Origin of the sequence: Salinicola sp. JS01, assembly GCF_030284585.1 — a bacterium.
Taxonomy (GTDB): Bacteria; Pseudomonadota; Gammaproteobacteria; order Pseudomonadales; family Halomonadaceae; genus Salinicola.
The window spans coordinates 761,423-787,213 of sequence record NZ_CP127244.1 but is presented as its reverse complement, the minus strand read 5'-3'; the positions used below and the strand labels follow the sequence as shown (position 1 = coordinate 787,213).

Genomic DNA, 25,791 nt, shown 5'->3' with positions numbered 1-25,791 from the left:
GATGCGCTCAGCCGCGCGTCGCAGTCTCCGCGTCGGTTGACGTCTGAGTCGACCCGGCCGCTGCTGCCTCTGGATCCGCGCTTTCTGCCTCGGGGACCGCGGTCTCCACCTCCGGGACGACCTGGGACAGATCCTCCTGCTGTTCGTGTTCGGTCGCCCCCTGCACCAGCGCCGCGGTCACCACCAGCTCGGCCCCCACCACCGACTGCGGCGGATTGGAGGTGAACGGAGCTACCGGTGCCGGCGCCGGACGACGGCTGCGCCGCCAGACGAAGAACACCACCAGACAGCCGCCCAGGCAGAGCAGCGCCACGAACAGCCCGGCATCGCCGACATGCGTCATCAGCGGGGTGATCAGCGGCGGGCTGAGGGTGGCACCGAGGGCGTTGATCAGCAGCAACCCCTGGCTCATGCGCACCAGCGCGCCGGCCGGGGCGCGGTCGGCGGCGTGGCTCACCGCCACCGGATAGAGCGCGAACACCCCGCCGCCGAGCAGAAACAGCGCCACCGCCAGCAGCCAAGGTAGCGGCGGCAGCAGCATCATGCCCAGACACAGTGCGGTCATCGCCACACCGATCAGGATCAGCACGATCTGGCGATCATGGCGATCCGACCAGCGGCCGATGGGATACTGCAGCAGCATGCCGCCCAGAATCAGCACCGCCATCATCTCGCCGATCTTCTGCACATCGAAGCCGCTGCGCTGCAGATAGAGTGGCAGGAGGCTATAGATCGCCGAGATCGCCAGCCCCGAGCCGAAACAGCCCATCACGCCGGTGGGCGTGACCGTGATCAGACGCCACGGCGAAAGCGGCTCGGCGTGCTCGATCAGCGGCGATACCCGCGGAATCATGCCCAGCGGCAGCACCGAGAGTGACGCCAGGATGGCGATGATCATGAACGGCTGGCTGGCACCGGCGCTGTCGGCCACGCCGAGCAGCAGCTGGCCGATCACCCCGGCACCGTAGAGCGAGATCATGTAGAGCGCCAGCAAGCGCCCACGCACGCGGGTATCCGCCGCCGTCAGCAGCCAGCTCTCGATCACCAGATAGACGCCCAGGGTGGCCCAGCCGCCGATCATGCGCAGGGTGAACCACAGCCCCGCATTGAGCCACAGCCCCTGCAGCAGCACGGTCACCGCCACCAGCGAGGCAAAACAGGCGTAGGCGCGAATATGGCCGATGCGCAGCAGCAGGCGGTCGTTGAACAGCGCCCCGATCGCCAGGCCGATGTAGTAGGCCGCCGAGACCCAGCCGATGGTGGTCACCGACTCGCCGGCGGCATCCAGGCGCAGGGTGATCAGCGAGGCCAGAAAGCCATTGCCGATACCCAGGATGAAGAGACCCAGAAGCGGCGCCAGCGCCATGGAAAGCAACTGCGGAGACATCGACGAACCCACCTTGCAACCGGTTCCGGCCCGGCGGCGGGTGACGCTGCCGGCGACCGAAGAAGCCATAGAATGAGACACTCTGTAATGCGAAACCCTGGACTGAGAAGCCCTGAACAGCAGGCGTCCGGGCAGTATTCGGGCGAGCGCACTATACGCCGCGCCCGGCAGCCGAAAAAGCCGAATAGCGGCGAAAAATTCCCGTATGGCGGCGGCTGACATTGACCAGGGTCATTCTCCCCCCACGCCAAGCGAACGTCGGCGCAGGTCGAGAGGAATCTGCGTATACTATTCTGTTAGCGCGCTAGCTAGTAGCTAGATAGCCTCTCCCCGCATCGACCGCCAAGGACACCATGCCCACCGCCGACAGCGCCGCCTCAACCCCCGACGATCCGTCACGCGTCGATCGCCCTGCTACCGATGATGACCACCCGAAGACAAAAGCCGCGGGCGCGGTCTACCGTCAACCCGGTTTTGCCGCCTTTCTGGTCTCGCGCCTGGCGGCGGTGTTCGCCATGCAGATCCAGGCCATCGTGGTGGCCTGGCAGGTCTACGACATCACCCGTGACCCGCTGACGCTGGGCTATGTCGGCCTGGCCCAGTTCCTGCCGATGGTCGTCCTGCTGCTGCCGGCGGGCGACCTGGTCGACCGCTTCGATCGCAAGCGCATCCTGCAGCTCAGCTGGCTGGCCCAGGGCGTGTGCAGCGCCTGTCTGATCGCGCTCTCGCTGCAGCGCCCGGAGAGCGCACTGCCGTTCTACGCCGTACTGGTGCTGTTCGGCGCAGCGCGGGCCTTCACCGGCCCCACCCTGCAGAGCCTGCTGCCGCAGATCGTACCGCGGGCGCAACTGGGCAAGGCGATCGCGCTCAACTCCTCGATCATGAAGATCGGGGTGATCGGCGGCCCGCTGCTCGGCGGGCTGCTCTACACCTTCGGTGCGCCGCTCACCTACAGCGTGGTGCTGGGGTGTTTCATGGTTGCCCTGCTCGGCCTGTTCATGGTGCCGGTACGCTACGCCGTAGAGCGCCAGCCGCGGGATGACACCGCCTGGCAGCGCTTCACCGCCGGCATTCGCTATATCCGCAGCAAGCCGGTGATTCTCGGGGTGATCTCGCTGGACCTGTTCGCGGTGCTGTTCGGCGGCATCGTGGCGCTGCTGCCGGTTTACGCCCACGAGATCCTGCACGTCGGCCCCGAGGGGCTGGGCGCATTGCGCAGCGCCATCGCCATTGGCGCCCTACTGATGGGGCTTTATCTAGGAGTGCGTGCCATCAACCGCCATGCGGGGCTGACGATGTTCGCGGCGGTGGCGGTGTTCGGCCTGGCCAACCTGGTGTTCGCGCTGTCGCACTGGTTCTGGCTCTCGTTCGGCGCTCTGCTGATCGCCGGCGCTGCCGACATGATCAGCGTCTATGTACGCCTGACGCTGCTGCAGCTGGCAACGCCAGACGAGATGCGCGGCCGGGTCAATGCGGTCAACATGCTGTTCATCGGCGCCTCCAACGAGCTGGGCGAGTTCGAGTCCGGGGTCAGCGCGGCCTGGTTCGGCACCGTGCCGGCAGCGGTGATCGGCGCGGTCGGCACCCTGGGGATCGTCGGGCTGTGGATGTGGGCCTTCCCGGTATTGCGCCGCGCTGACCGGCTGGATGATGTCGAGGAGGCCAAAGTGGAGCCGGCCGGAGAAGGATAATGGATGCGAGACGCAGCTTTTTCGGCACGGCCAGCTTGGCGATAGCCGCGAAGCCTACGCCTTGGAGAATGGTACGGTTTCAGGACATGGCGCCACTGAAGTGCGCAGGTGAACGATTAGGTGATTAATTCAAAAAAGAAACAAAAAACACGCCCATAGCGAGTGGAAAATTAGACCAAAGTCGAAACCAGTAAGGCCTTCTAATTTACAGCCTGAAAACTCCAACCTCATGTATTTGAAGGGAAGAAAATTTCACCCGGCAGACGAGTACCAGAAAAATACCAATCGGCAGAACTTTATATTCCTGAAAGCCGGTGCAACAATCCGAAACACAAAAGACCAGCCTTGCACAATAACCAGAATATTTACCGTCTAGGCAACGTACGACAGGGGAATATCATGTCAAACCCAGAAGCCTCGATGCTGATCGTGACCAGCGAAACAGCGCAGTCGACTCTGCTCGCGATGAGTCTCTCTTCGCATACCGGGATGAGCTATCGCCTGGCGGGCCCACAGGAGCCGCACAAGGTCTCTGGCGCCAGCTTCGACATCGTTCTGATCGATCTGAGCCTGGTCGACCCCATTCTATTCCAGAAGTGGGAAGAGAGCCTGGCCGGCCAGGGCGAGGGCGAGACTCGGATCTGCGCCTTCAACGCCAAGAACGATACCCATGCGCTGGACGCGGTCTCGCTGTCACATATCCGTGGCGTGTTCTTCCAGCAGGACACACCGGAGCTGATGGCCAAGGGCCTGAAGCAGATCCTGCAGGGTCAGATCTGGCTTTCCCGCAATCTGATGAGCCTGCTGATCGACAAGCTGCGCCGCCAGAGCATGGACGCCTACCGTATGGAAGGATATCTGACCCACCGCGAGCGCCAGGTAGTCGGGCTGGTCGGGCTGGGCGCCACCAACGCGCAGATCGCCGAGAAGCTGTTCCTGAGCGAGCACACTGTCAAGACCCATATCTACAACATCTTCAAGAAGATCGGCGCCCAGAATCGGGTCCAGGTGGTGTGCTGGGCGCGCGACCATCTGGGTGCGCTGCCCAACCTGTCACGCCCGCGAACCAAGCATTGAGCGCGCGTCATGAACGCCTGCCACCAAGCGCCCGGAGCCCGGCTCACGGGGCTGGCTCTCCAGGTGCTCCTGCTGCTCCTGCTGCTCCTGCTGCTGAGCACGGCCTGCCTGGCCCAGGATGGGGTCGAACCGGATGCCGCCAAGGCCCACGGCGCCCCTGCCGTCAGTATCGATGAGAAGAACCCGCAGCGCGCGCTCGACCAGCAGTTCAACCTGCAACGCCCGGAGCTCTCCGGCGTCATCATCGACCGCACCCTGACCATGGCGGGTCGCACCTTCTACCGCAGCTTTTCCCAGGCGGCCATGCGCGACCCCATCGTTTCCGGCGCCGAGCTCACCGTCAGCGAACGCCCGGACCCGCGCTGGGGCAGCCAGCTGTGGATCGCCGAGCGTAACCAGATCTACTTCAGCACCCAGCTGTCGCCACGCATCAGCGAAGCGGATCGCTACGCCGACGAAGCGGTCCGTGTCGTCCAGGAGGCGATACTGCGCCGCCGTATCGCGCAATCGCTTCAACCCAGCCTCGACCTCTCAGATGAGGAGTTGTGACATGCGCAATCTCGTTCCGCTCTCTCTCGCCCTGGCGCTGGGCGCGCTCTCGGTCACCTCGCCGAGCAGTGCTGGCGAGCTGATCTATCGACCGATCAATCCGTCATTCGGCGGCGACCCGTTCAACGGCAGCTATCTACTGGGCAAGGCACAGGCCCAGGATACCCACAAGGACCCTAGCCTGAGCGATTTCGGCGGCCTCTCGGCCACCGACCGCCTGGTGCAGAGCCTGCAGAGCCGGCTGATCTCGCAGTTGCTCTCGGATGTCAGTTCGGGAGATATCGGCACCGGCTCCTATGACAGCAACGACTTCGGGGTCGTGGTCAGCGACGAAGGTGGGCAGCTGGTGATCACGGTCACCGACAAGGCCACCGGGGACATCACCAATATCAACGTGGGCGGGCTGTCGGCTGGCGGCTTCTGAGCCAGCACGACCCACGCAGGGGAACCACAACATGTACAAACTCATTGCTGCGGTCGCGACTGCCGCACTGCTCTCCGGCTGCGCCGGGATGGTCGCCAACGTCGACGGTCTCGAGGGAAAACCGCCCACGCTGACACCCCGCGGAGCGACCTGGCAGGATCTCAAGGCGCTGCCTCGCCCCGCCGGCAAGATTCTCGCCGCGGTCTACGATTTTCGTGATCAGACCGGGCAGTACCGGCCGGCTCCTGCCAGTACCTTCTCCACCGCTGTCACTCAGGGCGCCGCGGCGATGCTGACCGGTGCGCTGGCCGACTCCGGCTGGTTCACGCCGCTGGAGCGGGTCGGTCTGCAGAATCTGCTGACCGAGCGGCGTATCATCCGCGCCGAGCAGGAGCGCTTCAATCGGCCGGACAACCTGCCCTCGCTGCGCTCCGCCTCGGTGCTGCTGGAGGGCGGTATCATCGCCTACGAATCCAACGTGCGCACCGGCGGGCTGGGCGCCGAATACTTCGGCATCGGCGCCTCGGGGCAGTATCAGGTCGACCAGGTGACGATCAATCTGCGCGCGGTCGAGATCTCCAGCGGAGAGGTGCTGGCCAACGTCACCACCACCAAGACCATCTACTCCAAGGAGATCCGCGCCGGCGTCTTCCGCTTCATCGATTTCCGCCGCCTGCTCGAGGCAGAAGCTGGCCTGACTACCAACGAACCGGTACAGATGGCGGTGATGTCAGCAATCGAGTCCGCGGTCATCCATCTGATCGCCGAGGGCGTGCAGGATAGACTCTGGAATCTCGCCGACGGCGTGCCGCTGGAGAAGACCGTACTCGCCGACTACCTGAACGAGAGCGTGCCGATGATGTAAGTCAGGCTCATGGGCTGGCGCGGCTCGTCAAGTCGCGCCGGCCAAGACGATCAGTACGACTGCCCCCTAAAATTGGCCCCTCAACCCAGCCCCTCAATTTAGCTCCCCAACCTGGCCCCAGCGTCGCATCGACGCTCTCGAAATCGCTTCTGATACTCGCTTTTCGTGACACGCTATTGACAGCCGCCATCTGGCGGCTTTTTTATTATCAAGACTCTCGAAAAAACCCCAACCAATGCCCTCCTAGACATCAGAATTATCATACTGAAGAATCCCTCAGCATCCCGATGTTTCGCCTTTAGACTTGCAGCGATATTGCTCTCACGGACTCACGCAACATCGCAGGAAATAGTCAGTCTATCGAGGGCGCCATCATGCGTCATACAGCATTCACCACTCACCCGATTTTAAGCATCTCAACCCTGATGATGCTAGCCGCATTAACGTCTATCTGCATAGCGTCAGAGACAGGTGAAGTCGATGACCACTCCTCGCGCGATCGCTATGAGAAACACATCCTTTCTCAGCCGGATTCGCGTAGTGACACCATTGCCTTACCAGGCGTCAATCGCGCGTCGGTGGTGCAGATCGGTAGCGACAACCACGCTCGCATCGCACAGCAGAATAGCCGCCGCGAAGCGGCCAACGTGGCCAGCATTCGTCAGTCCGGCTACGCCAATGATGCCCTGATCGATCAGCGCGGCAGCTTCAACGAAGGCGCGATCGATCAGACCGGACACTCGCTCGACGCCAAGCTTCTGCAGCAGGGCAGCGGCTACGACGCCAAGATCAGCCAGCGCGGTGCCAACGGTGCCGTGACGATTCAACAGTCGGGAACCGGCCACCGAGCCATCACCGTCGACCAGCTGTCACGGTCGGGTAGCGGCGCAACGGCCACCATCGTGACCTACTGATGGCTGCCTTGGCAGTCATACAGGGGAACGCAAGGCGGTACTCAGAGAACCAGGGGAAAATCATGAAAATCAAAATGTCGGTACTCGCAGCTTCCATCGCCATGGCCATGAGCGCAGCCGTCATGGCAGCGGACGCAACTCAGCAGAGCTCGGGCGGCAATACCAACCCGTCCGATACTTTCCAGTCCTCGCGTGACGCGATCGACGCCATGGCCGGCTTCAACGGTAATGCCAACAACGCCGCCGAGTCGTTCATCGAACAGACCGGCTCCGACCACGATGCCAACGTGGTGCAGAGCGGCAATCAGTGGTCGCGCATCACCCAGCAGGATGCTAACAACATGGCCCGCGTGCGCCAGGAGAGCGGCACCGAGAACGAGTCGATCGTCAATCAACAGGATCGCGGCAACTACGCCGACGTCAACCAGGCCGGCTATCGCAACGATTCGATCGTCGATCAGAAAGGCGGTGGTGGCGGCTACAATAGCCGGCACGGCGGCGGCTATGGCTCTGCCAACAACGATGCTTACGTGCGTCAGAACGGCAGTCTCAATGACAGCTACATCATGCAGAGCGGGCAGGAAAACTACGCCAACGTGAACCAGCAGGGCGACGAGCTGGATAGCGACATCCTGCAGGACGGTAGCTACAACCACGCTGTCGTCAACCAGTACGGCTATGGACACGACTCCTACGTCAGCCAGGATGGTTGGAGCAACAGCGTCAACCACACCCAGTCCGGCGGCTGGCAGAACTTCGCCCAGACCGTACAGAACGGCAACGGCAACGTGGCCAACGTCACCCAGTACTGAGCCCCGCTACCAGAGCGCGCCAGAACAGCCCAGCCGGCAGCCGCCGGCTGGGTTTTTGCGTTGGAGTTCACCCGGCTATTCGCGCCAGGCCCTAGAACCCAGGCGATGCCACAGGCAAAATGCACGGCGACACTCGCCGAGAGATCGACCTTTACCCGGATGAAGAGATCGTTCAACGCCACTGCCATTCATGCGCTATGGCGCCTGCTGTCGGGCTGGCGCCTAGTCACCCTGTGGCGCCTGGCGGGCATTGCCAGCCGCGTGCTCTACGCCGTGTCGCGCCGCGAGCGTCACGTGTCGCGGCGTAATCTGGAGCTCGCCTTTCCCGCGGACACGCTGGCCGGGCGCCGCCAGCGCGTGCAACAGAGCCTGCGCCACTCCGCGGCCACCATGCTCGAACTCGGCTTCGCCTGGATCGGCGACCCGCGACGCGTCGAGGCGGCGATCGTCGAAGTGCATGGGCGCGAGCTGCTCGATGACGCGCGGGCGGAGAACCGCGGTGTGATCGTGCTGGCGCCCCACTTTGGTAACTGGGAGGTGCTCAACTTCTGGCTCTCCAGCCACTTCCCCTTCACCGCCATGTACGAACCGCCCAAGATCGCCGATCTCGATCCAGTGATTCGTCACGGCCGCGAACGCATGGGCGCCGAGCTGGTGCCGACCAATTCACGCGGTGTGGCCGCCCTGCTCAAGGCGCTGAAGCGCGCCGAAGCGATCGGCATTCTGCCGGATCAGGAACCGGACTGGGGCAGCGGCGTCTTCGCCGACTTCTTCGGCCGCCAGGCCTACACCGCCACCCTGCTGCCCAAGCTGGTGGCTCGTACCCAGGCGCGGGTGGTGACCGGGGTCGCGCGCCGGCTGCCCGAAGGGCAAGGCTTCGCGATCCACTTCCTGGCCGCCGATGAGCGCGTCTACGCCAGCGACGAGACCACCTCGGCGACCGGCGTCAACGCCTGCGTCGAGACCGCCATCGCGCTCGACCCGGTGCAGTACCAGTGGGAGTACAAGCGCTGGAAGAAGACACCGGAAGAGGAGCAGAAGATCCCCGACTTCCGGCGTTTTCGGCTCTATCGCTAGGCTTTGTACGAAAACTACCTGCGCTCGGCAATACGGCGTTAAAAATCAGCTCAGAATGCTCATTTACACCCCGTAAACTCCGCGTCTTCGCCGATTTTTGCCTTAGCTACGCGCCCCGGTCTGGCCTTCGCTCGCTGACTTTTCGCACAAACCTAGTCCTGAATCGCCCGTGTCGGCAGAGTAGCGGATAGATAAACACCTAGCGCGCGTCGAGGTTACCGCGCCGCGCCGCGGTCTCGGCCAGTGCCGCCCAGTCCTTGTCGGCATCGCCGTGGGCCATGGCGTCGAGCAGGCTGTCACGCAGTACGCCGGCGAACGGTAGCGGCACCTGGCGCTCCTGCGACGCTGCCAGCGCCAGGCTCACATCCTTGAAGCCCCACGCCATCTTCATCCCCGCTGGCGTATAACGTGCCTCGCGAATCATCTTGCCGTAGCCCTGGTAGGCCGGCGCGGCGAACAGCGTGCTAGTGACGATCTCCAGAAAGGTATCGGCCTCGATGCCGTAGGCACGCGTCAGCGCCGAAGCCTCGCCCATCGATTCGATCGCCGTGGCCAGCATGAAGTTGGCCGCGATCTTGACCACGCAGGCACGCTCCGGCGCCTCGCCTACCGGCCACAGCCGCTGACCCAGCGCCTCCAGCACCGGCGTCACCCGCTCCTGCGCCGTCGCCGCTCCGGCCACGATGATATTGAGCTTACCCGCGGCAGCCACGTCCGGACGACCCAGCACCGGGGCCGCTACGTAGTGCGAACCGAGCCCTTCATGCAGCGCACTCATCGCCCGCGCCAGGCCCGGTGATACCGTGGCCATGTTGATGTGAACGCTGTCCTTGGGCAGCGCCTCGAGCGCCTTGGACGCCACCAGCACCTCGTGCACGCTGTGGTCATCGGGCAGCATGCTGATCAGCACTTCACACTTGGCGGCCAGTGCCCGCGCCGACTTGGCCGCTTTGGCGCCTTCGGTCACCAGCGCCTCTACCGGTGCCGGCGAGCGATTCCACACCGTCACCGTGTGGCCGGCCTTGAGCAGCTGCGCTGCCATTCCCTGGCCCATCGCCCCCAGACCCACGAATCCTACGTTCATTGCTGTCTCCCGATACGCGATTGATACTGAACACTCGCCCGATGCCCGACCTTCGAAGGTGTTTACAAAATGCCTGCGCGACGCGCCCGATGGCGGCGCCATCGCCCCTTGGCCGAGCCCTCACCGGAGCCTAGACAGCCGGCGCGCCATCCGCCATGCCGATCACTCCAGACCGCCGAAGCGCCCAGCCTGGTAGTCATCGATAGCCGCCACGATCTCCTCCCGGGTATTCATCACGAACGGGCCATGGGAGACGACGGGCTCATCGATCACCGCCGCGTGGCCAAAAATCAGCCGTGACTCGGTGGTTGCCGTTAATTCGACGCTATCTCCCTGCGTGTCCAGCTCGATCAGGTGCTGCGCTTTGACGTCGTCGCCGCCGACGCTGGCTTCGCCGTCGATCAGGTAGAGAAACACCTGGCGTCCTGACGGTGCCGGCAGCGTATGCGAAGCCCCCGGCGTTAGCGTCAGCGTCGACATGAACACATCGGTCAGGCTCTCGACAGGCCCGCGTTGCCCCTCGAACTCACCGGCTATCAGGTTGAGCTCACCGCCACCAGCCAGGGCAATCGTCGGAATCGACTCGCGCTGCAGCCCGGTGTAACGCGGCTCGCTCATCTTCAGCCGAGCCGGCAGGTTGATCCACAGCTGCAGAATCTCCAGCGGCCCACCGTCACGCAGGAACTCGGGCGGGGAAATCTCGGCGTGGACGATACCGCTGCCGGCGGTCATCCACTGCACGCCGCCGGTGTGGATCACGCTCTGATGGTCCGCGCTGTCGGCGTGTGCCAGCGAGCCTGCGAGGATGAAGGTCACCGTCTCGAAGCCGCGATGCGGATGCGGGCCGAACGGCAAGCCATGGTTATTGGGCGGATAGACCTGCGGGCCGTGATGATTGAGAAACAGGAACGGATCGAGCTGCGACAGGCGCGGCCCCGGCAGCGGGCGCCGGGTGGTCAGATCACCGATATCGTCGCGGATGGCCGGGTGCTGGGCAATGACACCGCGGGGGTTGAGGGAAGACATGCGAGGCTCCTGAATGGCGTTAGAGAGCAGTCTAGGTCACGGATGCCGCGAAAAAAGCGAATGATTTCAGCCCAACCATTGCATAGGGTCGTCGACAGCGGCGCGCGCAGCCTCGGCCAGCAGCGCCTCCTCGATCAGCGCCACCAGCGCGGACTGTTCCGGTGACAGGCGTGACACCATCACCAGCTCACGGTGGAAGCCACGTTCGCCCAGCGCCAGCTCGCGCACCGGCAGCGGCGACTGCAGGCACCACATCCCAGTGCGCGGAATCAGCGCCACGCCCAGGCCGCAGGCCACCAGACGCGCAATGGCGTCGATCTCGTCGAGCTCGAGGCGAATCTCCGGGCGCAGCCCTTGACGCTCGAGAAAGCGCACCACCTGACGCCCGCCGAACGAACCGCGGTCGTAGAGCACCAGGGGATGGCGCATCAGCAGTGCCTCCAGGGTCGTCTCCTGGCTGTCGGGCGGGGCAATCAGCACGAAGGGTTCGCGGGCGACGACACAGGCGTAGAGGTCCCGCGGTAGCCCGAACGGCGGTTTGACGATCAGCGCCATGTCCAGATCGCCCTTGTCGACCTGGTCGAGCAGCGCCAGTGAAACCCCGGGCACCACCCGCGTCATCACCCCCGGCGCGCGCGCCGCCAGAATCGCCAGAATCGCCGGCAGGCGCCCGCTCTGGACGCTGGCGATGGCGCCGAGATGCCAGTCACCGCTCAGTTCATCGCCGGTGGAGGCACGAATGCGCGCGGCCAGCTTGAGCATGCTCTCGGCCTGTGGCAGCAGGCGCCGACCTGCTGCGTTGAGGCGCACAGCGCGCCCGGTACGTTCGAACAGTGGCTCGCCGATGTCCGCCTCCAGGTTGCGGATCTGCGCGCTCACCGCCGACTGGGTCAGCCCCACCGCTCCGCCGGCGGCCGAGAAGGTCCCGTGGCGCACCACCGCCAGAAAGGTCTTGAGTTCGCGCAGCATGCTGTCGCCCTGAATCCAGTATTTTCGATATCAGACTGCAATATTATCCGCTTTCCATCGATTTTTTTGCCATCAAACTGAGCCCACACACGACACTCGAGGAGCACTCATCATGGCACTCTCCCCCTTCCACCTCGCCATTCCAGTTCACGACCTGCCCGCCGCACGCAAGTTCTACGGTGAGACCTTCGGCCTGAGCGAAGGCCGTTCCAGCGAACAGTGGGTGGATTTCGACTTCTACGGCCACCAGCTGGTGATCCACGAGCACCCGCAGACGCCGTCTCAGCAGGCGGCACACACCAACCCGGTCGACGGCCACGATGTACCGGTGCCGCACTTCGGCATCATCCTGGGCTGGGATGAGTGGGAAGCCCTGGCCGAGCGTCTGAAAGGCTTCGGCACCGAGTTCGTGATCGAGCCCTATGTGCGCTTCAAGGGACAGGTCGGTGAACAGGCCACCATGTTCCTGCTCGACCCCTGCGGCAACGCGCTCGAGTTCAAGGCCTTCAAGGACATGAGCCAGCTGTTCGCCAAGTGAGTCCGGCGGCATCGGCCTCTCCGGTTAGCCTCATCCGGGTGAACGCCCGAACGAGATAGCCAGTCAGAGATAGCCAGTTAGAGATAGCCCGGATGAAATAGCGGGAATGAAACAGCCAGGGGCCGGTCACTGACCGGCCCCTGGCGTTGTTGTTACCTGGGGTGGGTGTCAACCGGCCGCGCCAGGCGCTTCCAGGCGGCGCAGGCAAAGCACACCGATCATCAGCGCCACGAGCAGCAATACCCCGATGAACAGCGCCACGCCGTGCCAGCCGCCCCAGTACCAGAAGGCGCCGCCGAGGGTGCCGGCGACGCTGGAGCCCAGATAGTAGCTGAACAGATAGAGCGAAGACGCCTGCCCCTTGGCCTGCCGGGCACGCTGCCCAACCCAGCCGCTGGCCAGCGAATGGGCGGCGAAGAAGCCGAAGGTAAAGATCAGGATGCCGATCAGAATCAGGCTGATCGGCTTAAGCAGGGTGATCGCCAGCCCCACCAGCATCATCACGATGAACAGCCAGAAGATGCGCGGCCGCCCCAGGCGATCGGCCAGCGAGCCGGCCCAGGCCGAGCTGTAGGTGCCGGAGAGATAGGCGATGGAGAGTAGCCCGACCAGCGCCTGACTGACCTGATAGGGCTCCGCCAGCAGCCGATAGGCGATGTAGTTGTAGAGGGTGACGAAGCCGCCCATCAGCAGGAAGGCTTCGAGAAACAAGAGCGGCAGCCCGCGATCCTTGAAGTGCACCGTGAAGCCGGAGAGCACGCTGCGCGCATTGAACGGCCGCGGCGTGAAGTGCCGCGACGGCGGCAGCCAACGCATGAACAAAAGCGCGGCAAGCAGCGCCACCAGACCGATGATCGCCAGCGTCCAGCGCCACGGCACCCAGTCCACCATCACCCCGCTGATCAGGCGTCCACTCATCCCGCCGATGCTGTTGCCGCTGATGTAGAGCCCCATCGACAGCCCCACGTAGCGCGGATGAATCTCCTCGTTGAGGTAGGTCATCGCCACCGCGCACAGCCCCGACAGTGACAATCCAGCCAGCGCCCGCATCACCAGGACCCCGGACCAGCTCGGCATCACCGCCGCCAGCAGCGTGCAGGTCGAAGCCGCCAGCAGTGCCACCGACATGATCGACTTGCGCCCCACCGCATCCGAGATCGGCCCGGTGATCAGCAGGCCGATCGCCAGCATGCCGGTCGCCACCGAGAGCGACAGACTGCTGGTCGCGGCGTCGATGCCGAAGGCGTCGGAGAGAATGGGCATGATCGGCTGCACGCAGTAGAGCAGCACGAAGGTCGAGAAGGCGCCCAGGAACAGCGCCAGCATGGTGGGTCGATAGCCGCGCCGGCCACGCTCGATGAAGGCGGCCTCGGCGGCCTCGGCTTCGAGACGTTCGGCGGCGTTTTTCAGCGACCGATTGGTGTCACTGACGGCATCGGTCGTGGCATCCAAGGTGTTATCGCGCAGCGGCGCGGGTGTGCGGTGGCGGGGCAAGTCGAGACTCCTGAGGAAAGCGGCCGCGCAGTGGTGGCCGCGCGCCGATCAGGACCTAGCATAAGCCGGCGCAAGCCTTATTTCGAATATATGATTCATAGTTTTTGATATCCTGAATATATCATTCAGGTGGGCGAGACCATGGAACTGCGAACCCTGCGCTACTTCGTCGCCGTGGCCGAGGAGCTGCACTTCAGCCGCGCCGCGGCCCGTCTGGGCATCTCCCAGCCGCCGCTGAGTCAGCAGATCAAGGCGTTGGAGGAGGAGCTGGGCGGGCGGCTGCTGGTGCGCACCAATCGCCGTGTGGCATTGACCGCCGCAGGCGAGCTGTTCCTCGACGAGGCGCGCGAGGTGCTCGCCCGCGCCGAGCGCGCCTCGCGGCTGGTATCTCGCATCGGCCGCGGCGAGAGCGGCCAGCTGCGTATCGGCTTCACCACCTCGGTGCCGCTGACCCCACTGCTGCCGCGCACGCTGACCCACTACCGCCAGCGCTACCCCGACGTCGACCTGCGCATGCACGAGCTCAATAGCCAGCGCCAGATCGCGCCGCTGCTGGAGGGCGATCTGGATATCGGCATCATGCGTCCGGCCACCCTGCCGCCAGAGCTTTCCGCTTTCACTCTGATACGCGAACCGCTGGTGGCGGTGGTCAATGCCCAAAGCGAGCTCGGCGCGAGCGATACCCCGCTGAGTCTGGCCGAGCTGGCCACCCAGCCGTTCGTCTACTTCTCGCCCGCCGCCGGTACCGGTCTGCTCGACCAGTTCAACGTGCTGTTCGCTCAGCGCGGGCTGACACCGCGTCTGGTCCAGGAGGTCGGCGGCCCCAACACCATCATCAGCCTGGTCGCCAGCGGACTGGGTGTCTCGCTGCTGCCCGAGTCGTTCCGCCACATCCATATCGATAACGTGCGCTACCGTCCGATCAGTGATGCCGACGCGCGCTCCGAGGTGTGGCTGACCCATCCGCGCCATCACCTGACGCCCCAGGCGCAGCACTTCATTCAGATCGTGCGCGAGGCCATCGCCGGCTGAACCGCCGCGTGCCGGCTTTGCGCGGCCGCCCGCAGCCGGTAGAGTCTGCGCCAGACCCGCTCGCGCCGAGCCAGCTCATCACGACGTGATCGTCATACCCGCTTCATGCACACAGGAGACGCCACCATGCAATCCGGCTGGAGCCTCGGTCTCATGACCGGCACCGTGCTCGATGGCAACATCGATATCGCCATGCTGCGCAGCGATGGCGACACCATCGACGAGTTCGGCCCCTACGAGCTGGTGCCCTACGCCCAGGATATCCGCCCGCTGCTGGCCGAGGCCCTCGAGGCCGCCCGGGCGTGGAACTTCGAAGGTCCCGAGCCGGCAATCTTCCGCCGCGCCGAGGCCGCGCTGACCGAGGCGCAGTCAACCGCCGTGAGCGAGTTCCTCGCCCGGCACGGCTTCCGTCCCGAACAGCTCAGTGCGGTCGGCTTCCACGGCCAGACCGTGCTCCACCGCCCGCCGGTCGCGGGGCGCCGCGGCGCCACTCGCCAACTGGGCGATGGCCAGCTGATGGCACGCCTGGTGGGCAGCGACGTGGTCTATGATTTCCGCAGTGCGGACGTCGAGCGCGGCGGCCAGGGGGCGCCGCTGTCGGCGGTCTATCACCGCGCGCTGCTCGAGCGCCTGAATGCCGGTGCCGAGAGTCTGGTGCTCAACCTCGGCGGCGTCGCCAATCTCTCCTGGTGGGACGGCGAGCCATCCGACCAGGGGCGCCTGATCGCCTTCGATACCGGCCCCGCCAATGCGCCGATCGATGACTGGGTGCGCCAGCACACCGGCGCGGCGATGGACCGCGACGGCCTCATCGCCGCCCGCGGGCAGGTGGATGAACAGCGGCTTCAGGCACTGCTCGAACACCCCTACCTCGCCGCGCCCTATCCCAAGTCGCTGGATCGCTTCGACTTCCAGGCGGAGATGGCCGCGGGGCTGGAACTCGAAGATGGCGCCGCCACCCTGACCGCCTTCACCGCCGCCGCCGTGGCCCGGGCAATGACCCTGCTGCCGCAGCGGCCCGAGCGGATCGTGGTGTGCGGCGGCGGGCGCCGCAACCCCACGCTGATGCGCGAACTCGCCCACCGCACGGGTGCCGAGGTGCAGCTCGCCGATGCCGTCGGCTGGCGCGGGGACGCGATCGAGGCCGAATGCTTCGCCTACCTGGCCATGCGCTCGCTGCGCGGCCTGCCACTGAGCTTTCCGCTCACCACCGGCGTGGCCGCGCCCCAGACCGGTGGCAGGCTGGCACGGGCCCACGCACCCGCTTGACCCGCTCTCTGCGCTACCCCAGACTGGCCGGGCTGTCTGCGCCCGGCCACTCGCCGTGAGCAGACATCGACGCTTGACGGGGTGCCGGTGGAACCGGCTGAGATCGTCCTGCGCAGCGCCCTCCCGGGCCCGGCGCCACGGCGGATCCCGACGAACCTGATCCGGCTAGTACCGGCGTAGGGATCAAGCGGAGGTCGGTGCGCTCGGTCCAATGCCTCGGTCCGCGCTCACGCCCCACCCAACCTCCCCCCGCCTACGCTGTGCGCCGGCCTGACTTGAGTCATGCACTGGAGCACGCTCGACATGAAATCTCCCCAGTTCCTCTCGGATACGGCCAGGGTCGACAGCGCCGCCATCTCCCCGCTGCCCGCCTCGACCAAGATCTACGTCACCGGCTCACGCCCGGACATTCGCGTGCCGATGCGCGAGATCGCGCTGTCTCCGACACCGACCCGCGACGGCTTCGCACCCAATGCCCCGCTCGCGGTCTATGATACCTCCGGCCCGTATACCGATCCGGAGATCCAGATCGACATTCGCCGCGGGCTGCCGGAGGTACGCCGCGCCTGGATCGACGAACGCCGCGATACCGAGTGGCTCGAGGGCCCCAGCTCCACCTTCGGGCGCCGGCGCGCCGAGGACCCGCGGCTGGCGACCCTGCGCTTTCAGCTCGCACGCACTCCGCGCCGCGCCCGCCCGGGTGCCAACGTGACCCAGCTCCACTACGCCCGTCGCGGCATCATCACCCCGGAGATGGAGTTCATCGCCATTCGCGAGAACCAGCGCCGGCGCGAGTGGCAGGGCGAGGCAGCCGATCCCAGCCTGGATCACCAGCACCCCGGCGAGGCGTTCGGCGCCCATCTGCCCGCGGAGATCACCCCGGAGTTCGTGCGCCAGGAGGTGGCCGCCGGGCGTGCCATCATCCCCGCCAACATCAACCACCCGGAGAGCGAGCCGATGATCATCGGGCGCAACTTCCTGGTGAAGATCAACGGCAATCTGGGCAACTCGGCGGTGACCTCGTCGATCGAGGAGGAGGTCGACAAGATGACCTGGGGCATCCGCTGGGGGGCCGATACCATCATGGATCTCTCCACCGGGCAGAACATCCACGAGACCCGCGAGTGGATCCTGCGCAACTCACCGGTACCGATCGGCACCGTGCCCATCTACCAGGCGCTGGAAAAGGTCGATGGCGTGGCCGAGAACCTGACCTGGGAGATCTTCCGCGACACCCTGATCGAGCAGGCAGAACAGGGAGTGGACTACTTCACCATTCACGCCGGCGTGCGCCTGCATCACGTGCCGCTGACCGCCAGGCGCGTCACCGGTATCGTCTCCCGCGGCGGTTCGATCATGGCCAAGTGGTGCCTGCACCACCATCAGGAGAGCTTTCTCTACACTCACTTCGAAGAGATCTGCGCGATCATGCAGGCGTACGACGTCGCCTTCTCGCTGGGCGACGGTCTACGCCCGGGATCGATCGCCGATGCCAACGATGCCGCCCAGTTCGCCGAGCTGGAGACCCTGGGCGAGCTCACGAAGATCGCCTGGCAGCACGATGTCCAGGTGATGATCGAAGGCCCCGGCCACGTGCCGATGCAGCTGATCAAGGAGAACATGGACAAGCAGCTCGCCTGCTGCGACGAGGCGCCGTTCTACACCCTGGGCCCGCTGACCACCGATATCGCCCCGGGTTACGATCACATCACCTCCGGCATCGGTGCGGCACAGATCGGCTGGTACGGCTGCGCCATGCTCTGCTATGTCACCCCCAAGGAGCACCTGGGCCTGCCCAACAAGGATGACGTCAAGACCGGCATCATCACTTACAAGATCGCCGCCCACGCCGCCGACCTGGCCAAGGGTCATCCCGGAGCCCAGCGCCGTGACAACGCCCTCTCCAAGGCGCGCTTCGAGTTCCGCTGGGAGGATCAGTTCAATCTCGGCCTCGACCCGGACACGGCGCGGGCCTTCCACGACGAGACCCTGCCCAAGGCATCGGCCAAGGTGGCGCATTTCTGCTCCATGTGCGGGCCCAAGTTCTGCTCGATGAAGATCACCCAGGAGGTGCGCGAGCGCTTCGGCGACGCAGCGCCCTCCGGGGATCGCGAGGCTGGCCTGCAGGCTCAGGCGGAACGCTTTCAGCGCGAGGGAGGTGAACTCTACCGCGAGGTATGACGACATCGCTGCTGCCGCGCGCCGAGCAGGAGGTAGCGGCGTGTGGCGGCAGCGGGCGTCATACGCGACTTTGGTCGCAATCGGGTTATAGCGTATCCCGGTTGTGAATGGGCGGATCGCAAACGCCCGCGGGATGGGTAGAATGCGCGCTTTTGCCCCCGGCAATCTGGCCTGCGCAAGGAGCCCGTGAATGACAACGAACAACGCCCGACCCAATCTGTGGCGACGTATCCCGCTGTGGCAGAAGATCATCGCCGGCCTGCTGCTGGGTATCCTCGCCGGCGCCCTGATGGGCAAGGACGCCAGTCTGTTCAAGCCGCTCGGCGATATCTTCATCAACGGCATCAAGATGCTGATCGTGCCGCTGGTGTTCTCCACCCTGGTGGTGGGAATCACCGGCATGCGCGATCCGCAGAAGATGGGCCGCGTGGGGGCCCGTACCATCGCCCTCTATCTGATCACCACCGCTTTCGCCATCGCCATCGGCCTGGTCGCGGCGACGCTGTTCCAGCCGGGGGTCGGCGCCGATGCCTCGATGAGCGCCCCACAGCAGGCGGGCGAGGCGCCCTCGCTGATCGACATCCTGGTCGGCCTGGTACCCAACAACCCGCTGCAAGCGATGATCGAGGGCAATATCCTGCAGATCATCGTCTTCGCCATCGGCCTGGGCATCTCGCTGATGCTGATCGGTGACAAGGGCGAACCGGTGGTGCGGGTGTTCGAGAGCTTCGCCGAGGCGATGTACAAGCTGACCGCGATCGTCATGGCGTTCGCGCCGATCGGCGTGTTCGGCCTGATCGCCAACGTCTCGGGGCAGTACGGGCTGGACGTGCTGCTGCCGCTGGCCAAGGTGATCGGCGTGGTCTATCTGGCCTGCGTGGTGCACGTGCTGGTGGTCTACAGCGGCCTGATCGCGCTGCTCGGCCGGCTCAACCCGAGCCGCTACCTGCGCGGGATCGTCGACGCGCTGGTGGTGGCGTTCTCCTCGGCTTCGTCGTCGGGCACGCTGCCGGTCTCGATTCGCTGCGCGCAGAAGAATCTCGGGGTTTCCGAAGGGGTCTCCAGCTTCGTGCTGCCGGTGGGTGCCACCATCAACATGGACGGCACCGCCATCTATCAGGGGGTCGCGGCGCTGTTCGTCGCCCAGTTGGTGGGCGTCGATCTATCGATGACCGATTACGGCATGATCATCCTCACCGGCACCCTGGCCTCGATCGGCACCGCCGGGGTGCCCGGCGCAGGGCTGATCATGCTCTCGATCGTGCTGGCCCAGATCGGCCTGCCGCTGGAGGCGATCGGTGTGGTCGCCGGGGTCGATCGTATCCTCGACATGGCACGCACCAGCGTCAACGTGGCCGGCGACCTGATGGTCACCACGCTGGTCGGCAAGAGCGAAAAGGAGCTGGACCTGGCCATCTACAACAGCGACAACCGTATTTGATGCGCGGCCTCCCGGCGTCGGCTGTCAGCAACGCCGGTCCCGACCCCCGCGCCTAAACGCAACGGCCCCGACAGATGTCGGGGCCGTGCTGATGACGGGTCGGATCAGTGACGCGGTTTGGCGGCGTCCTTGAGATCGCCCTTGGCGGACTTGAGATGCCCCTTGGACTGCTGGGCCTTGCCCTTGCCCTCCAGCTCGCGATCCTTGGTCGCCTTGCCGGCCACTTCCTTGACCTTGCCGGCGACCTTGTCGATAGCGCCTTCGGCCTTGTCGGCTTTCGAACGTTGAGTCATGACATTCACCTCGCTGACGTGGAACTTCCCTTTCACGCCGCGAGCAGCAACTCGCTCGCTGCCTCGCGCTCTCTGAAGATAGTCCGATCTGGCCGTCGTCAAGATGAAATCCGCGTAACGTTTTGTGCCGCCCCGTCGCCGCCGGGAGACTCACGCCTTCCGGCGGCGTGTGCCCTGATCAGCCGCGCGAGGTGACTTCCAGCAGGTGATAACCGAACTGGGTCTTGACCGGGCCGTGGACTTCGTTGAGGGCGCCGTTGAAGACGACTTCGTCGAACTCCTTGACCATCTGACCCCGGCCGAAGGTCCCCAGCTCGCCACCCTGGCGGCCAGAGGGGCACTTGGAGTGCTGGCGGGCGACCTCGGCGAAATCGCTACCGGCTTCGATCTGCTGCTTGAGCTCGAGACACTGCTGCTCGCTGTCAACGAGAATGTGGCGGGCGCTGGCCTGTGCCATGCGGTCACTCCTGGAACGATGAATGAAGGTCGTACAGTTTACGGAAAGCCGAGCCGCCGCGTCACCGCCCGATTGCGCTCTCAGTGGCCGAAACGCTGCTCGAGATAACGATTGATATCCGCTGACTCGTACATCCACTCGATCCGACCATCCTCGTGAGCGATACGCAGACACGGCACCATGCTGCGACCGCCGCCGGCGATCAGATCGCGTCGGTGGTCGGGATCGCGCTGAATATCGCGCAGCTCGATCGGCAGGTTCAGGCGTTCGATCTGGTGACGCACGCGCACACAGAAGGGGCAACGCTGAAAGTGGTAGAGCGCCAGTCGTGTCGCCGCCTCGTCCACTGCCGCCTGATCTTGTGCCGAGCGTGTCATCGTTGCAGACATGGGTTGCAGCCACCTCCTGATCCATTCGAACATCGTTTTCCCCATCGCTGACAGGCCTCTCACATTAGGCCGTCCTGCAACAGCGTAACCGCTGACAGCCTGCCGGCGACAGTCCCCTCGTGCATCCCCTCATGCATGCCTGCCAAGGCGCCCTATCACATCGCACGGCGAACGGTCCCGGCGTCGGGATCAGTTGGCACTGCCGCTGGCATCGTCATCCATCAATACCGGCACTTCGATAGGCGCGTTGTCCGGCACGCTCATGGTCGCCGGCGTCGGCGCATCGCTCGGCGCCGGATGGTAACGCTCGGACGCTGGCTCAGGCGGCAGGCGGTAACTGTCATCCACCGCCGGCTGAGTGGTGCGCAGATCATTGGGTAACGTCAGCGTCGACTGCACCAGCGGCGAGGCGAACTGGGCCCGGAACTCCTGCCGTGACAGGTGGCCATCACCGTTGAGATCCAGCGTATGCCAGTTGCCGCCGAGACCCAGCGGTTCGACGTCGAGCGGGGTCAGATAGCCCTTGTCATCGTGATCCGCGGCATCGAACAGCTGGTCGGCGCTGACTGCCACCGGCCCCTGTATCGAAGGGCGTTCGACCACCACGTCGTGGCCGACCTGCGGTGACGCGCAGGCGCTCAGCAAGCCCGCAGCGGAGATCAGCGCCAGGCTGGACCAGCACGACCGATTCGTTCCCTTGTTCATCTTCTATTCCTCGAAACATCCGATGGCGTTAGCGCCAGGTGAATGATCACTGCCGCGGATCGCGCAGCGTGCCCTGCTCCAGGCGCTGCTGCCAACTCTGCCACAGGCTCAGGCGGCTGGCGTCGCCGACCTCGCGCCCACCGCCACCGAGTTTGCTGATCCACAGGTGGCTACCGTTGAAGCTGTAGATCGGCAGCAGATCGTTACGTTGCGATGCCGGCTCGATCCGCTTGTCGATATTGTCGAGCACCACCGGAGGCGTGGTCGGTGTGGGTGCCCAGGTCACGACCATGTGGAACTGGTCGTAGGGGATGTACTTGACGTAGTGCAGCCGCAACTGGTCTTCCGGTACTCCCAGCTCGCGCAGCGTCAGGTACTTGGCCATGGCGAAGTCTTCGCAGTCGCCGGCGCCTATGCCCAGGAACTCGAACGGCGTGGCCCAGTAGTCCTTGACGTGCCAGACATCGATATCGTCGAGGAAGCGCAGCTGATTGAAGAAATCGTTGACGCCCTTGAGCTGCACCTCGATCGATCGCCCCTGCAGGCGGTCGATCAGCACCGGCCACTGCTGGATACGCTGCCAGCCGGCCGCGCCGTAGAGCCTGACGACCTCCGACTGCGGCGGCAGACGCGGCAGCGCCTCGACCGTCGCCTGGCCGCCGAGCAGCGCCACCAGGCATACCGATGCCAGCCAGGCGGCCCCAACCACGCCGCCACGGCGTGGGCGAGCGTCGCCTGGGTCGCGCCGCCTGCTGCCAAGGCGACGCCAGGCCGCCATCCACTTTGCGCCCACGCCTCAAGCCAACGTGAGCGGTGCGGTCGGCGCCAGGTACCCCTGATAGCCGTCGGCCCCCACCTCGCTGACCCGCTGACGCTGCTCGTCGGACTCCACGCGGGTCACAATGACCCGCGACTCCACCTGATGCGCCGCCATGCATAGACTGCGCAGAAACTCGGTATCCACCTCGTCGCGCACGAAGAAGCCCTGGTCGATCTTGACGTAGTCCGGGCGCAGCCGCGACAGATAGGCCATCGCCTGCAGGTTGCGTGCGAAGCGGTCGACCCCGCACCGGGCACCCAGCCGGTGAGCCAGGCGGAACAGCTGCTGCACCGCGTCGAGATGCTCCAGGGCGATCTCTTCGCTGACCTCCAGGTCGAGCATCGCGGCGAGCCGGGTATGCGTCTCGAGCCACGCTACCAGGGCACGATACGCCTCGGGCTCAGCCAGCGAATCGGCGGTGAGGTTGACCGCCAGGCGTCCACTAAGCTTACCAGCCAGGCCGTCGAGCGTATCGAGCACGCTGCGATCGAGCCGGGCGCCCAGGCGGAAATGATTGAGCACCGGCAGGAACACATAGGCCGGATGCTGCTTGTCGCCTTCGTTGAGGCGTACGAACACTTCTCGATGCAGTTCGCTGCCATCGGCCAGCAGTACCGGCTGTGCCACCAGGCTCAGGTCGCGCTCGACCAGCGCACGCTCGATCACCTGACGCCACTCCTGACGTCCCCTTGCGGCCAGCGTGTTCTCGGGGCGCACCACCACCCAGCGTTGGCCCAGCTCGATCGCGTCACGCAGGGCGCTGTCGGCGCGGGCCAGCACACTCTCGCGGCTCATGCCGGCATCGCGCAGCACCACTCCCGCACGGGTGTAGTGCTGGCGCGTCTCGGCAAGCGGATTGGCATCGACCAGGTCATCGACCCGGTCGAGCATGTCCGCCAGCCAGCGCTCGCGCACATCGTCATCGCAGTCAGGGAGCACCAGCGCGAACTCCTCGGCGGAGAGGCGTGCCGCCTGCACCTCACGGCCACCCAGTTGGGTGCCCTTGAGTCCGTGGCCGATCGCCCGGATCGCCTGGTCACGCGCCTCGAAACCGTCGCGGCGGTAGAGCTCCTGGAGGTGGTCGATACGCAGAATCACCAGCGCGCCACCCTCGGGAGCCGACAGCCACTCGTCGAGTACCCGGGTCAGATAGGCCCGATTGCCCAGCTGCGAGACCGCATCCTGCTCGGTCATGCGCTGCAGCCGCACCACCTGTTCGGCCTGCTGGTCGAACTGCTGATTGAGACGCTCGCCGAGCCGGTTGACCGCCTCGGTAATACCGCGCAGCTCGTGAATACGGCTGGGTGCCAGCGGCTCGTCGAAGCCGTCGATCTGCATGTCGGAGATACGCCGCGACAGCCGGTTGAGCGGGCCCAGCAGCCGCTTGAAACCAATCACGCAGAGCACCACCACCCCAAACATGCCAATCGCCAGCCAGCCCAACAGCTGCAGCGCCAGCGTCCACAGCTGATCGTAGGCACCGGCGCTTTCGGAGACCACGCGAATACTCCCCAACGCCGACCAGCCGCCGCTGATCTCACGCTCGCTGATGGCATTGGGCAGCGCCACCGCATGCTGGAACCAGGCCGGCGTGCTACTGACCCGCTCGGACGTCATCACCAGCGGCTGATCGCGCCCCACCGCCTCTAGCCGCAGCTCGCGCACCGCGCCGCCATCGGCAGCGGCGCGCATCAGGGTTTCCGCACTGGTCCAGTCACCGATCTCGACGAACGGCACCAGCGACAGACTCAGCGCCTGGGCCAGATTGTCGACGTCGGCCTGCTGGCGCTCGGCCAGCGAAGCACGGGTCTGATGGACTTCGATGGCGAAGATGCCCGCCGAGAACAGCAGCAACAACCCCACCATGATGGCGACCGAGCGCCGAAACAGGCTCATGGCATTCTCTCCTTACTCAATCCTGAGGGACTCAACCCTGAGGCCCGGATGTCACGGTGCTCGGATAGCTTTCTCCGGCATCGGCGATCAGGCCGACGTCTACCTGGAGTGTATCGAGCAACTGGCCGGTGGCGGCGAGCAGGCGATAATTGGCACGACGCAGCGAGAATTCGGCTTCCACTTGGGAGCGCTCGGCATCGTAGAGTTCGGTTTCGCTGTCGAGCATGTCGAGCAGCGTGCGCCGGCCGATGTCGAACTGCTTACGGTAGTTGACCCGGGTCTGCTGGCTGGCCTCGACGTGGCGGCTCAGAAACGGCAGCTGGCTGGTGAGATAGTCGCGGGCGTTCCAGGCCAGGCGCAGCTCGTCGCGAATCTCGCGCAGCGAGCGGTCGCTGTCGTAGCGCACCGCGCGCAGGGCGTCCTCGCGCGAGCGCATCTGGGCCAGATCGATACCACCGCGATAGAGATTCCACGACATCACCAGGTCGGCGTTCCAGTCATCGGCGCTGTCGCCCTCGAAGTCGTAATCGCGGCTGGCCAGGCGGCTCGCCTCGGCACGGAAAGTGGGCAGGAAATCACCGCGCTCGGCGGCAACCTCATGCTGGGCAGCGGCGATCGAGTGGGAAGCGGCGACGACCAGCGGATTCTGCGCCGTGGCCATGGCCATGGCGGCGTCGAACGACTGCGGCACTCGGCTCATGTCGGCCGCCGGTGGCAGGGTCAGGTTGCGCGGCGTCTCCCCCACATAGCGCAGAAACGCCGAGGTCGCGTCGTCGAGGTTGTTGCGCGCGGCGATCAGGCTCGCCTGCGCCTGGGCCATGCGCCCGTCTACCTGGATGGTGTCGGTAGCCGTGCCCGCACCCAGATCGGAGCGGCGGCGAATATCGGCGGCAATACGCTGGTGAGTGTCGACGTTGCGCTGAGCCAGCTCCACCAGACGCTGGCTACGCAATACGTCGAGATAGGCCTGGATCGTGGTCAACCCGACTTGGTTGGCCACCGCCGCCACTTGCCAGCGCTGGTAGTTGCTCTGTTCATCGGCCTGACGAATACGCTCGATGGTGGTGTTGCCATCCCAGATCAACTGCGACAGCGTCAGCTGCGCACGCCGGTAGCTGTGCGGGTCGCTGTCCTGAGAGACACCGCTGGTCTCGCTCTCGTTGGCACCATAACCGACACGCCCTTCGAGGCTCAGCGACGGCAGATAAGCGCCGCGCTGGGCCCGCGCATCGTCGAGGTTCTGCTGGTAGCGCGCCATCTCGGTGCGGGTGGTGGGGTACTGCATGACCGCCTGGGTCACGGCTTCGGTCAGACTCTGTGCCTGCACGCTGCCCGCCAGCGCGGCTACCCCAACGCCTAGGATCCATTGCCTCATGATTGTCATGTCTCTCTGTAGTGATG

At 65.2% G+C, this 25,791-nt stretch carries 25 protein-coding genes and 1 riboswitch; of the genes, 13 read left to right on the top strand and 12 right to left on the bottom strand.

Annotation, left to right across the window (positions count from 1 at the left end; all coding sequences use genetic code 11):
- Positions 1 to 7 precede the first annotated feature (7 nt).
- Positions 8 to 1,387 carry an MFS transporter gene (locus tag QO259_RS03615; RefSeq protein WP_285951832.1) on the bottom strand — a complete coding sequence of 460 codons (1,380 nt, stop codon included), beginning with the start codon at positions 1,385 to 1,387 and terminating at the stop codon, positions 8 to 10.
- A 353-nt stretch (positions 1,388 to 1,740) separates the two neighbouring features.
- Between QO259_RS03615 and QO259_RS03610 the strand changes: the two genes are divergently transcribed.
- From QO259_RS03610 to QO259_RS03575, 8 genes are all read left to right on the top strand, one after another.
- On the top strand, positions 1,741 to 3,078 hold the full coding sequence (locus QO259_RS03610; protein ID WP_285951831.1) for an MFS transporter: 1,338 nt from the start codon (positions 1,741 to 1,743) through the stop codon (positions 3,076 to 3,078).
- A 399-nt stretch (positions 3,079 to 3,477) separates the two neighbouring features.
- Positions 3,478 to 4,155 (top strand): LuxR C-terminal-related transcriptional regulator, encoded by a 678-nt coding sequence (locus QO259_RS03605; protein ID WP_285951830.1) that lies wholly within the window; start codon positions 3,478 to 3,480, stop codon positions 4,153 to 4,155.
- Positions 4,156 to 4,218: 63 nt separating this feature from the next.
- Positions 4,219 to 4,704, top strand: coding sequence for a CsgE family curli-type amyloid fiber assembly protein (locus QO259_RS03600; protein ID WP_285951829.1), 486 nt, complete (start codon positions 4,219 to 4,221; stop codon positions 4,702 to 4,704).
- A gap of 1 nt (position 4,705) precedes the next feature.
- Complete coding sequence (locus QO259_RS03595; protein WP_285951828.1) at positions 4,706 to 5,128, top strand: curli assembly protein CsgF; 423 nt, start codon at positions 4,706 to 4,708, stop codon at positions 5,126 to 5,128.
- Between the two features lie 31 nt (positions 5,129 to 5,159).
- Entirely contained in the window at positions 5,160 to 5,993 is an 834-nt protein-coding gene (locus QO259_RS03590; RefSeq protein ID WP_035475277.1) for a CsgG/HfaB family protein, read from the top strand.
- A gap of 374 nt (positions 5,994 to 6,367) precedes the next feature.
- On the top strand, positions 6,368 to 6,907 hold the full coding sequence (locus QO259_RS03585; protein WP_285951827.1) for a hypothetical protein: 540 nt from the start codon (positions 6,368 to 6,370) through the stop codon (positions 6,905 to 6,907).
- Positions 6,908 to 6,969: 62 nt separating this feature from the next.
- Positions 6,970 to 7,719, top strand: coding sequence for a hypothetical protein (locus QO259_RS03580; RefSeq protein ID WP_285951826.1), 750 nt, complete (start codon positions 6,970 to 6,972; stop codon positions 7,717 to 7,719).
- A 159-nt stretch (positions 7,720 to 7,878) separates the two neighbouring features.
- Positions 7,879 to 8,796 (top strand): lysophospholipid acyltransferase family protein, encoded by a 918-nt coding sequence (locus QO259_RS03575; RefSeq protein ID WP_285951825.1) that lies wholly within the window; start codon positions 7,879 to 7,881, stop codon positions 8,794 to 8,796.
- 199 nt (positions 8,797 to 8,995) lie between these two features.
- On the opposite strand, the gene QO259_RS03570 is transcribed toward QO259_RS03575, so the two are convergent.
- The 3 genes from QO259_RS03570 to QO259_RS03560 form a co-directional block, all read right to left on the bottom strand.
- Positions 8,996 to 9,880, bottom strand: a complete 885-nt coding sequence (locus QO259_RS03570) for an NAD(P)-dependent oxidoreductase (protein WP_285951824.1) — start codon at positions 9,878 to 9,880, stop codon at positions 8,996 to 8,998.
- 162 nt (positions 9,881 to 10,042) lie between these two features.
- Complete coding sequence (locus QO259_RS03565) at positions 10,043 to 10,906, bottom strand: pirin family protein (RefSeq protein ID WP_285951823.1); 864 nt, start codon at positions 10,904 to 10,906, stop codon at positions 10,043 to 10,045.
- Between the two features lie 66 nt (positions 10,907 to 10,972).
- Positions 10,973 to 11,875 (bottom strand): LysR family transcriptional regulator, encoded by a 903-nt coding sequence (locus tag QO259_RS03560; RefSeq protein WP_285951822.1) that lies wholly within the window; start codon positions 11,873 to 11,875, stop codon positions 10,973 to 10,975.
- Positions 11,876 to 11,987: 112 nt separating this feature from the next.
- Between QO259_RS03560 and QO259_RS03555 the strand changes: the two genes are divergently transcribed.
- Positions 11,988 to 12,413 (top strand): VOC family protein, encoded by a 426-nt coding sequence (locus QO259_RS03555; protein ID WP_035475289.1) that lies wholly within the window; start codon positions 11,988 to 11,990, stop codon positions 12,411 to 12,413.
- Positions 12,414 to 12,581: 168 nt separating this feature from the next.
- On the opposite strand, the gene QO259_RS03550 is transcribed toward QO259_RS03555, so the two are convergent.
- On the bottom strand, positions 12,582 to 13,907 hold the full coding sequence (locus QO259_RS03550) for an MFS transporter (protein ID WP_285951821.1): 1,326 nt from the start codon (positions 13,905 to 13,907) through the stop codon (positions 12,582 to 12,584).
- A gap of 141 nt (positions 13,908 to 14,048) precedes the next feature.
- Here QO259_RS03550 and QO259_RS03545 point away from each other — a divergent pair, with 141 nt between their 5' ends.
- From QO259_RS03545 to QO259_RS03530, 4 genes are all read left to right on the top strand, one after another.
- Complete coding sequence (locus tag QO259_RS03545; RefSeq protein ID WP_207035310.1) at positions 14,049 to 14,939, top strand: LysR family transcriptional regulator; 891 nt, start codon at positions 14,049 to 14,051, stop codon at positions 14,937 to 14,939.
- Between the two features lie 126 nt (positions 14,940 to 15,065).
- On the top strand, positions 15,066 to 16,208 hold the full coding sequence (locus QO259_RS03540; RefSeq protein ID WP_285951820.1) for an anhydro-N-acetylmuramic acid kinase: 1,143 nt from the start codon (positions 15,066 to 15,068) through the stop codon (positions 16,206 to 16,208).
- 67 nt (positions 16,209 to 16,275) lie between these two features.
- Positions 16,276 to 16,408, top strand: a riboswitch (TPP riboswitch).
- Positions 16,409 to 16,511: 103 nt separating this feature from the next.
- Positions 16,512 to 18,389 carry a phosphomethylpyrimidine synthase ThiC gene (gene thiC / locus QO259_RS03535; RefSeq protein WP_285951819.1) on the top strand — a complete coding sequence of 626 codons (1,878 nt, stop codon included), beginning with the start codon at positions 16,512 to 16,514 and terminating at the stop codon, positions 18,387 to 18,389.
- A 190-nt stretch (positions 18,390 to 18,579) separates the two neighbouring features.
- Positions 18,580 to 19,830: a dicarboxylate/amino acid:cation symporter gene (locus tag QO259_RS03530; protein ID WP_035475294.1), complete on the top strand. Its 1,251-nt coding sequence runs from the start codon at positions 18,580 to 18,582 to the stop codon at positions 19,828 to 19,830.
- 104 nt (positions 19,831 to 19,934) lie between these two features.
- On the opposite strand, the gene QO259_RS03525 is transcribed toward QO259_RS03530, so the two are convergent.
- The 7 genes from QO259_RS03525 to QO259_RS03495 all read right to left on the bottom strand — a co-directional run bounded on the left by QO259_RS03525 (position 19,935) and on the right by QO259_RS03495 (position 25,765).
- The gene (locus QO259_RS03525; protein WP_035475295.1) at positions 19,935 to 20,123 is read right to left on the bottom strand and encodes a CsbD family protein; all 189 of its coding nucleotides are present in this window, start codon (positions 20,121 to 20,123) and stop codon (positions 19,935 to 19,937) included.
- A gap of 178 nt (positions 20,124 to 20,301) precedes the next feature.
- Positions 20,302 to 20,580 (bottom strand): peptidylprolyl isomerase, encoded by a 279-nt coding sequence (locus QO259_RS03520; protein WP_035475297.1) that lies wholly within the window; start codon positions 20,578 to 20,580, stop codon positions 20,302 to 20,304.
- A gap of 80 nt (positions 20,581 to 20,660) precedes the next feature.
- Positions 20,661 to 20,969: a glutaredoxin family protein gene (locus tag QO259_RS03515; protein WP_285951818.1), complete on the bottom strand. Its 309-nt coding sequence runs from the start codon at positions 20,967 to 20,969 to the stop codon at positions 20,661 to 20,663.
- A gap of 189 nt (positions 20,970 to 21,158) precedes the next feature.
- Positions 21,159 to 21,674 (bottom strand): EF-hand domain-containing protein, encoded by a 516-nt coding sequence (locus QO259_RS03510; protein WP_285951817.1) that lies wholly within the window; start codon positions 21,672 to 21,674, stop codon positions 21,159 to 21,161.
- A gap of 46 nt (positions 21,675 to 21,720) precedes the next feature.
- A complete protein-coding gene (locus QO259_RS03505) occupies positions 21,721 to 22,383 on the bottom strand; it encodes a transglutaminase-like cysteine peptidase (protein WP_285951816.1) in 663 nt (220 codons plus the stop codon).
- Positions 22,384 to 22,470: 87 nt separating this feature from the next.
- Positions 22,471 to 24,390, bottom strand: coding sequence for an EAL domain-containing protein (locus tag QO259_RS03500; RefSeq protein WP_285951815.1), 1,920 nt, complete (start codon positions 24,388 to 24,390; stop codon positions 22,471 to 22,473).
- Between the two features lie 31 nt (positions 24,391 to 24,421).
- Positions 24,422 to 25,765: a TolC family outer membrane protein gene (locus QO259_RS03495; RefSeq protein WP_207035328.1), complete on the bottom strand. Its 1,344-nt coding sequence runs from the start codon at positions 25,763 to 25,765 to the stop codon at positions 24,422 to 24,424.
- Between the last annotated feature and the right edge of the window lie 26 nt (positions 25,766 to 25,791).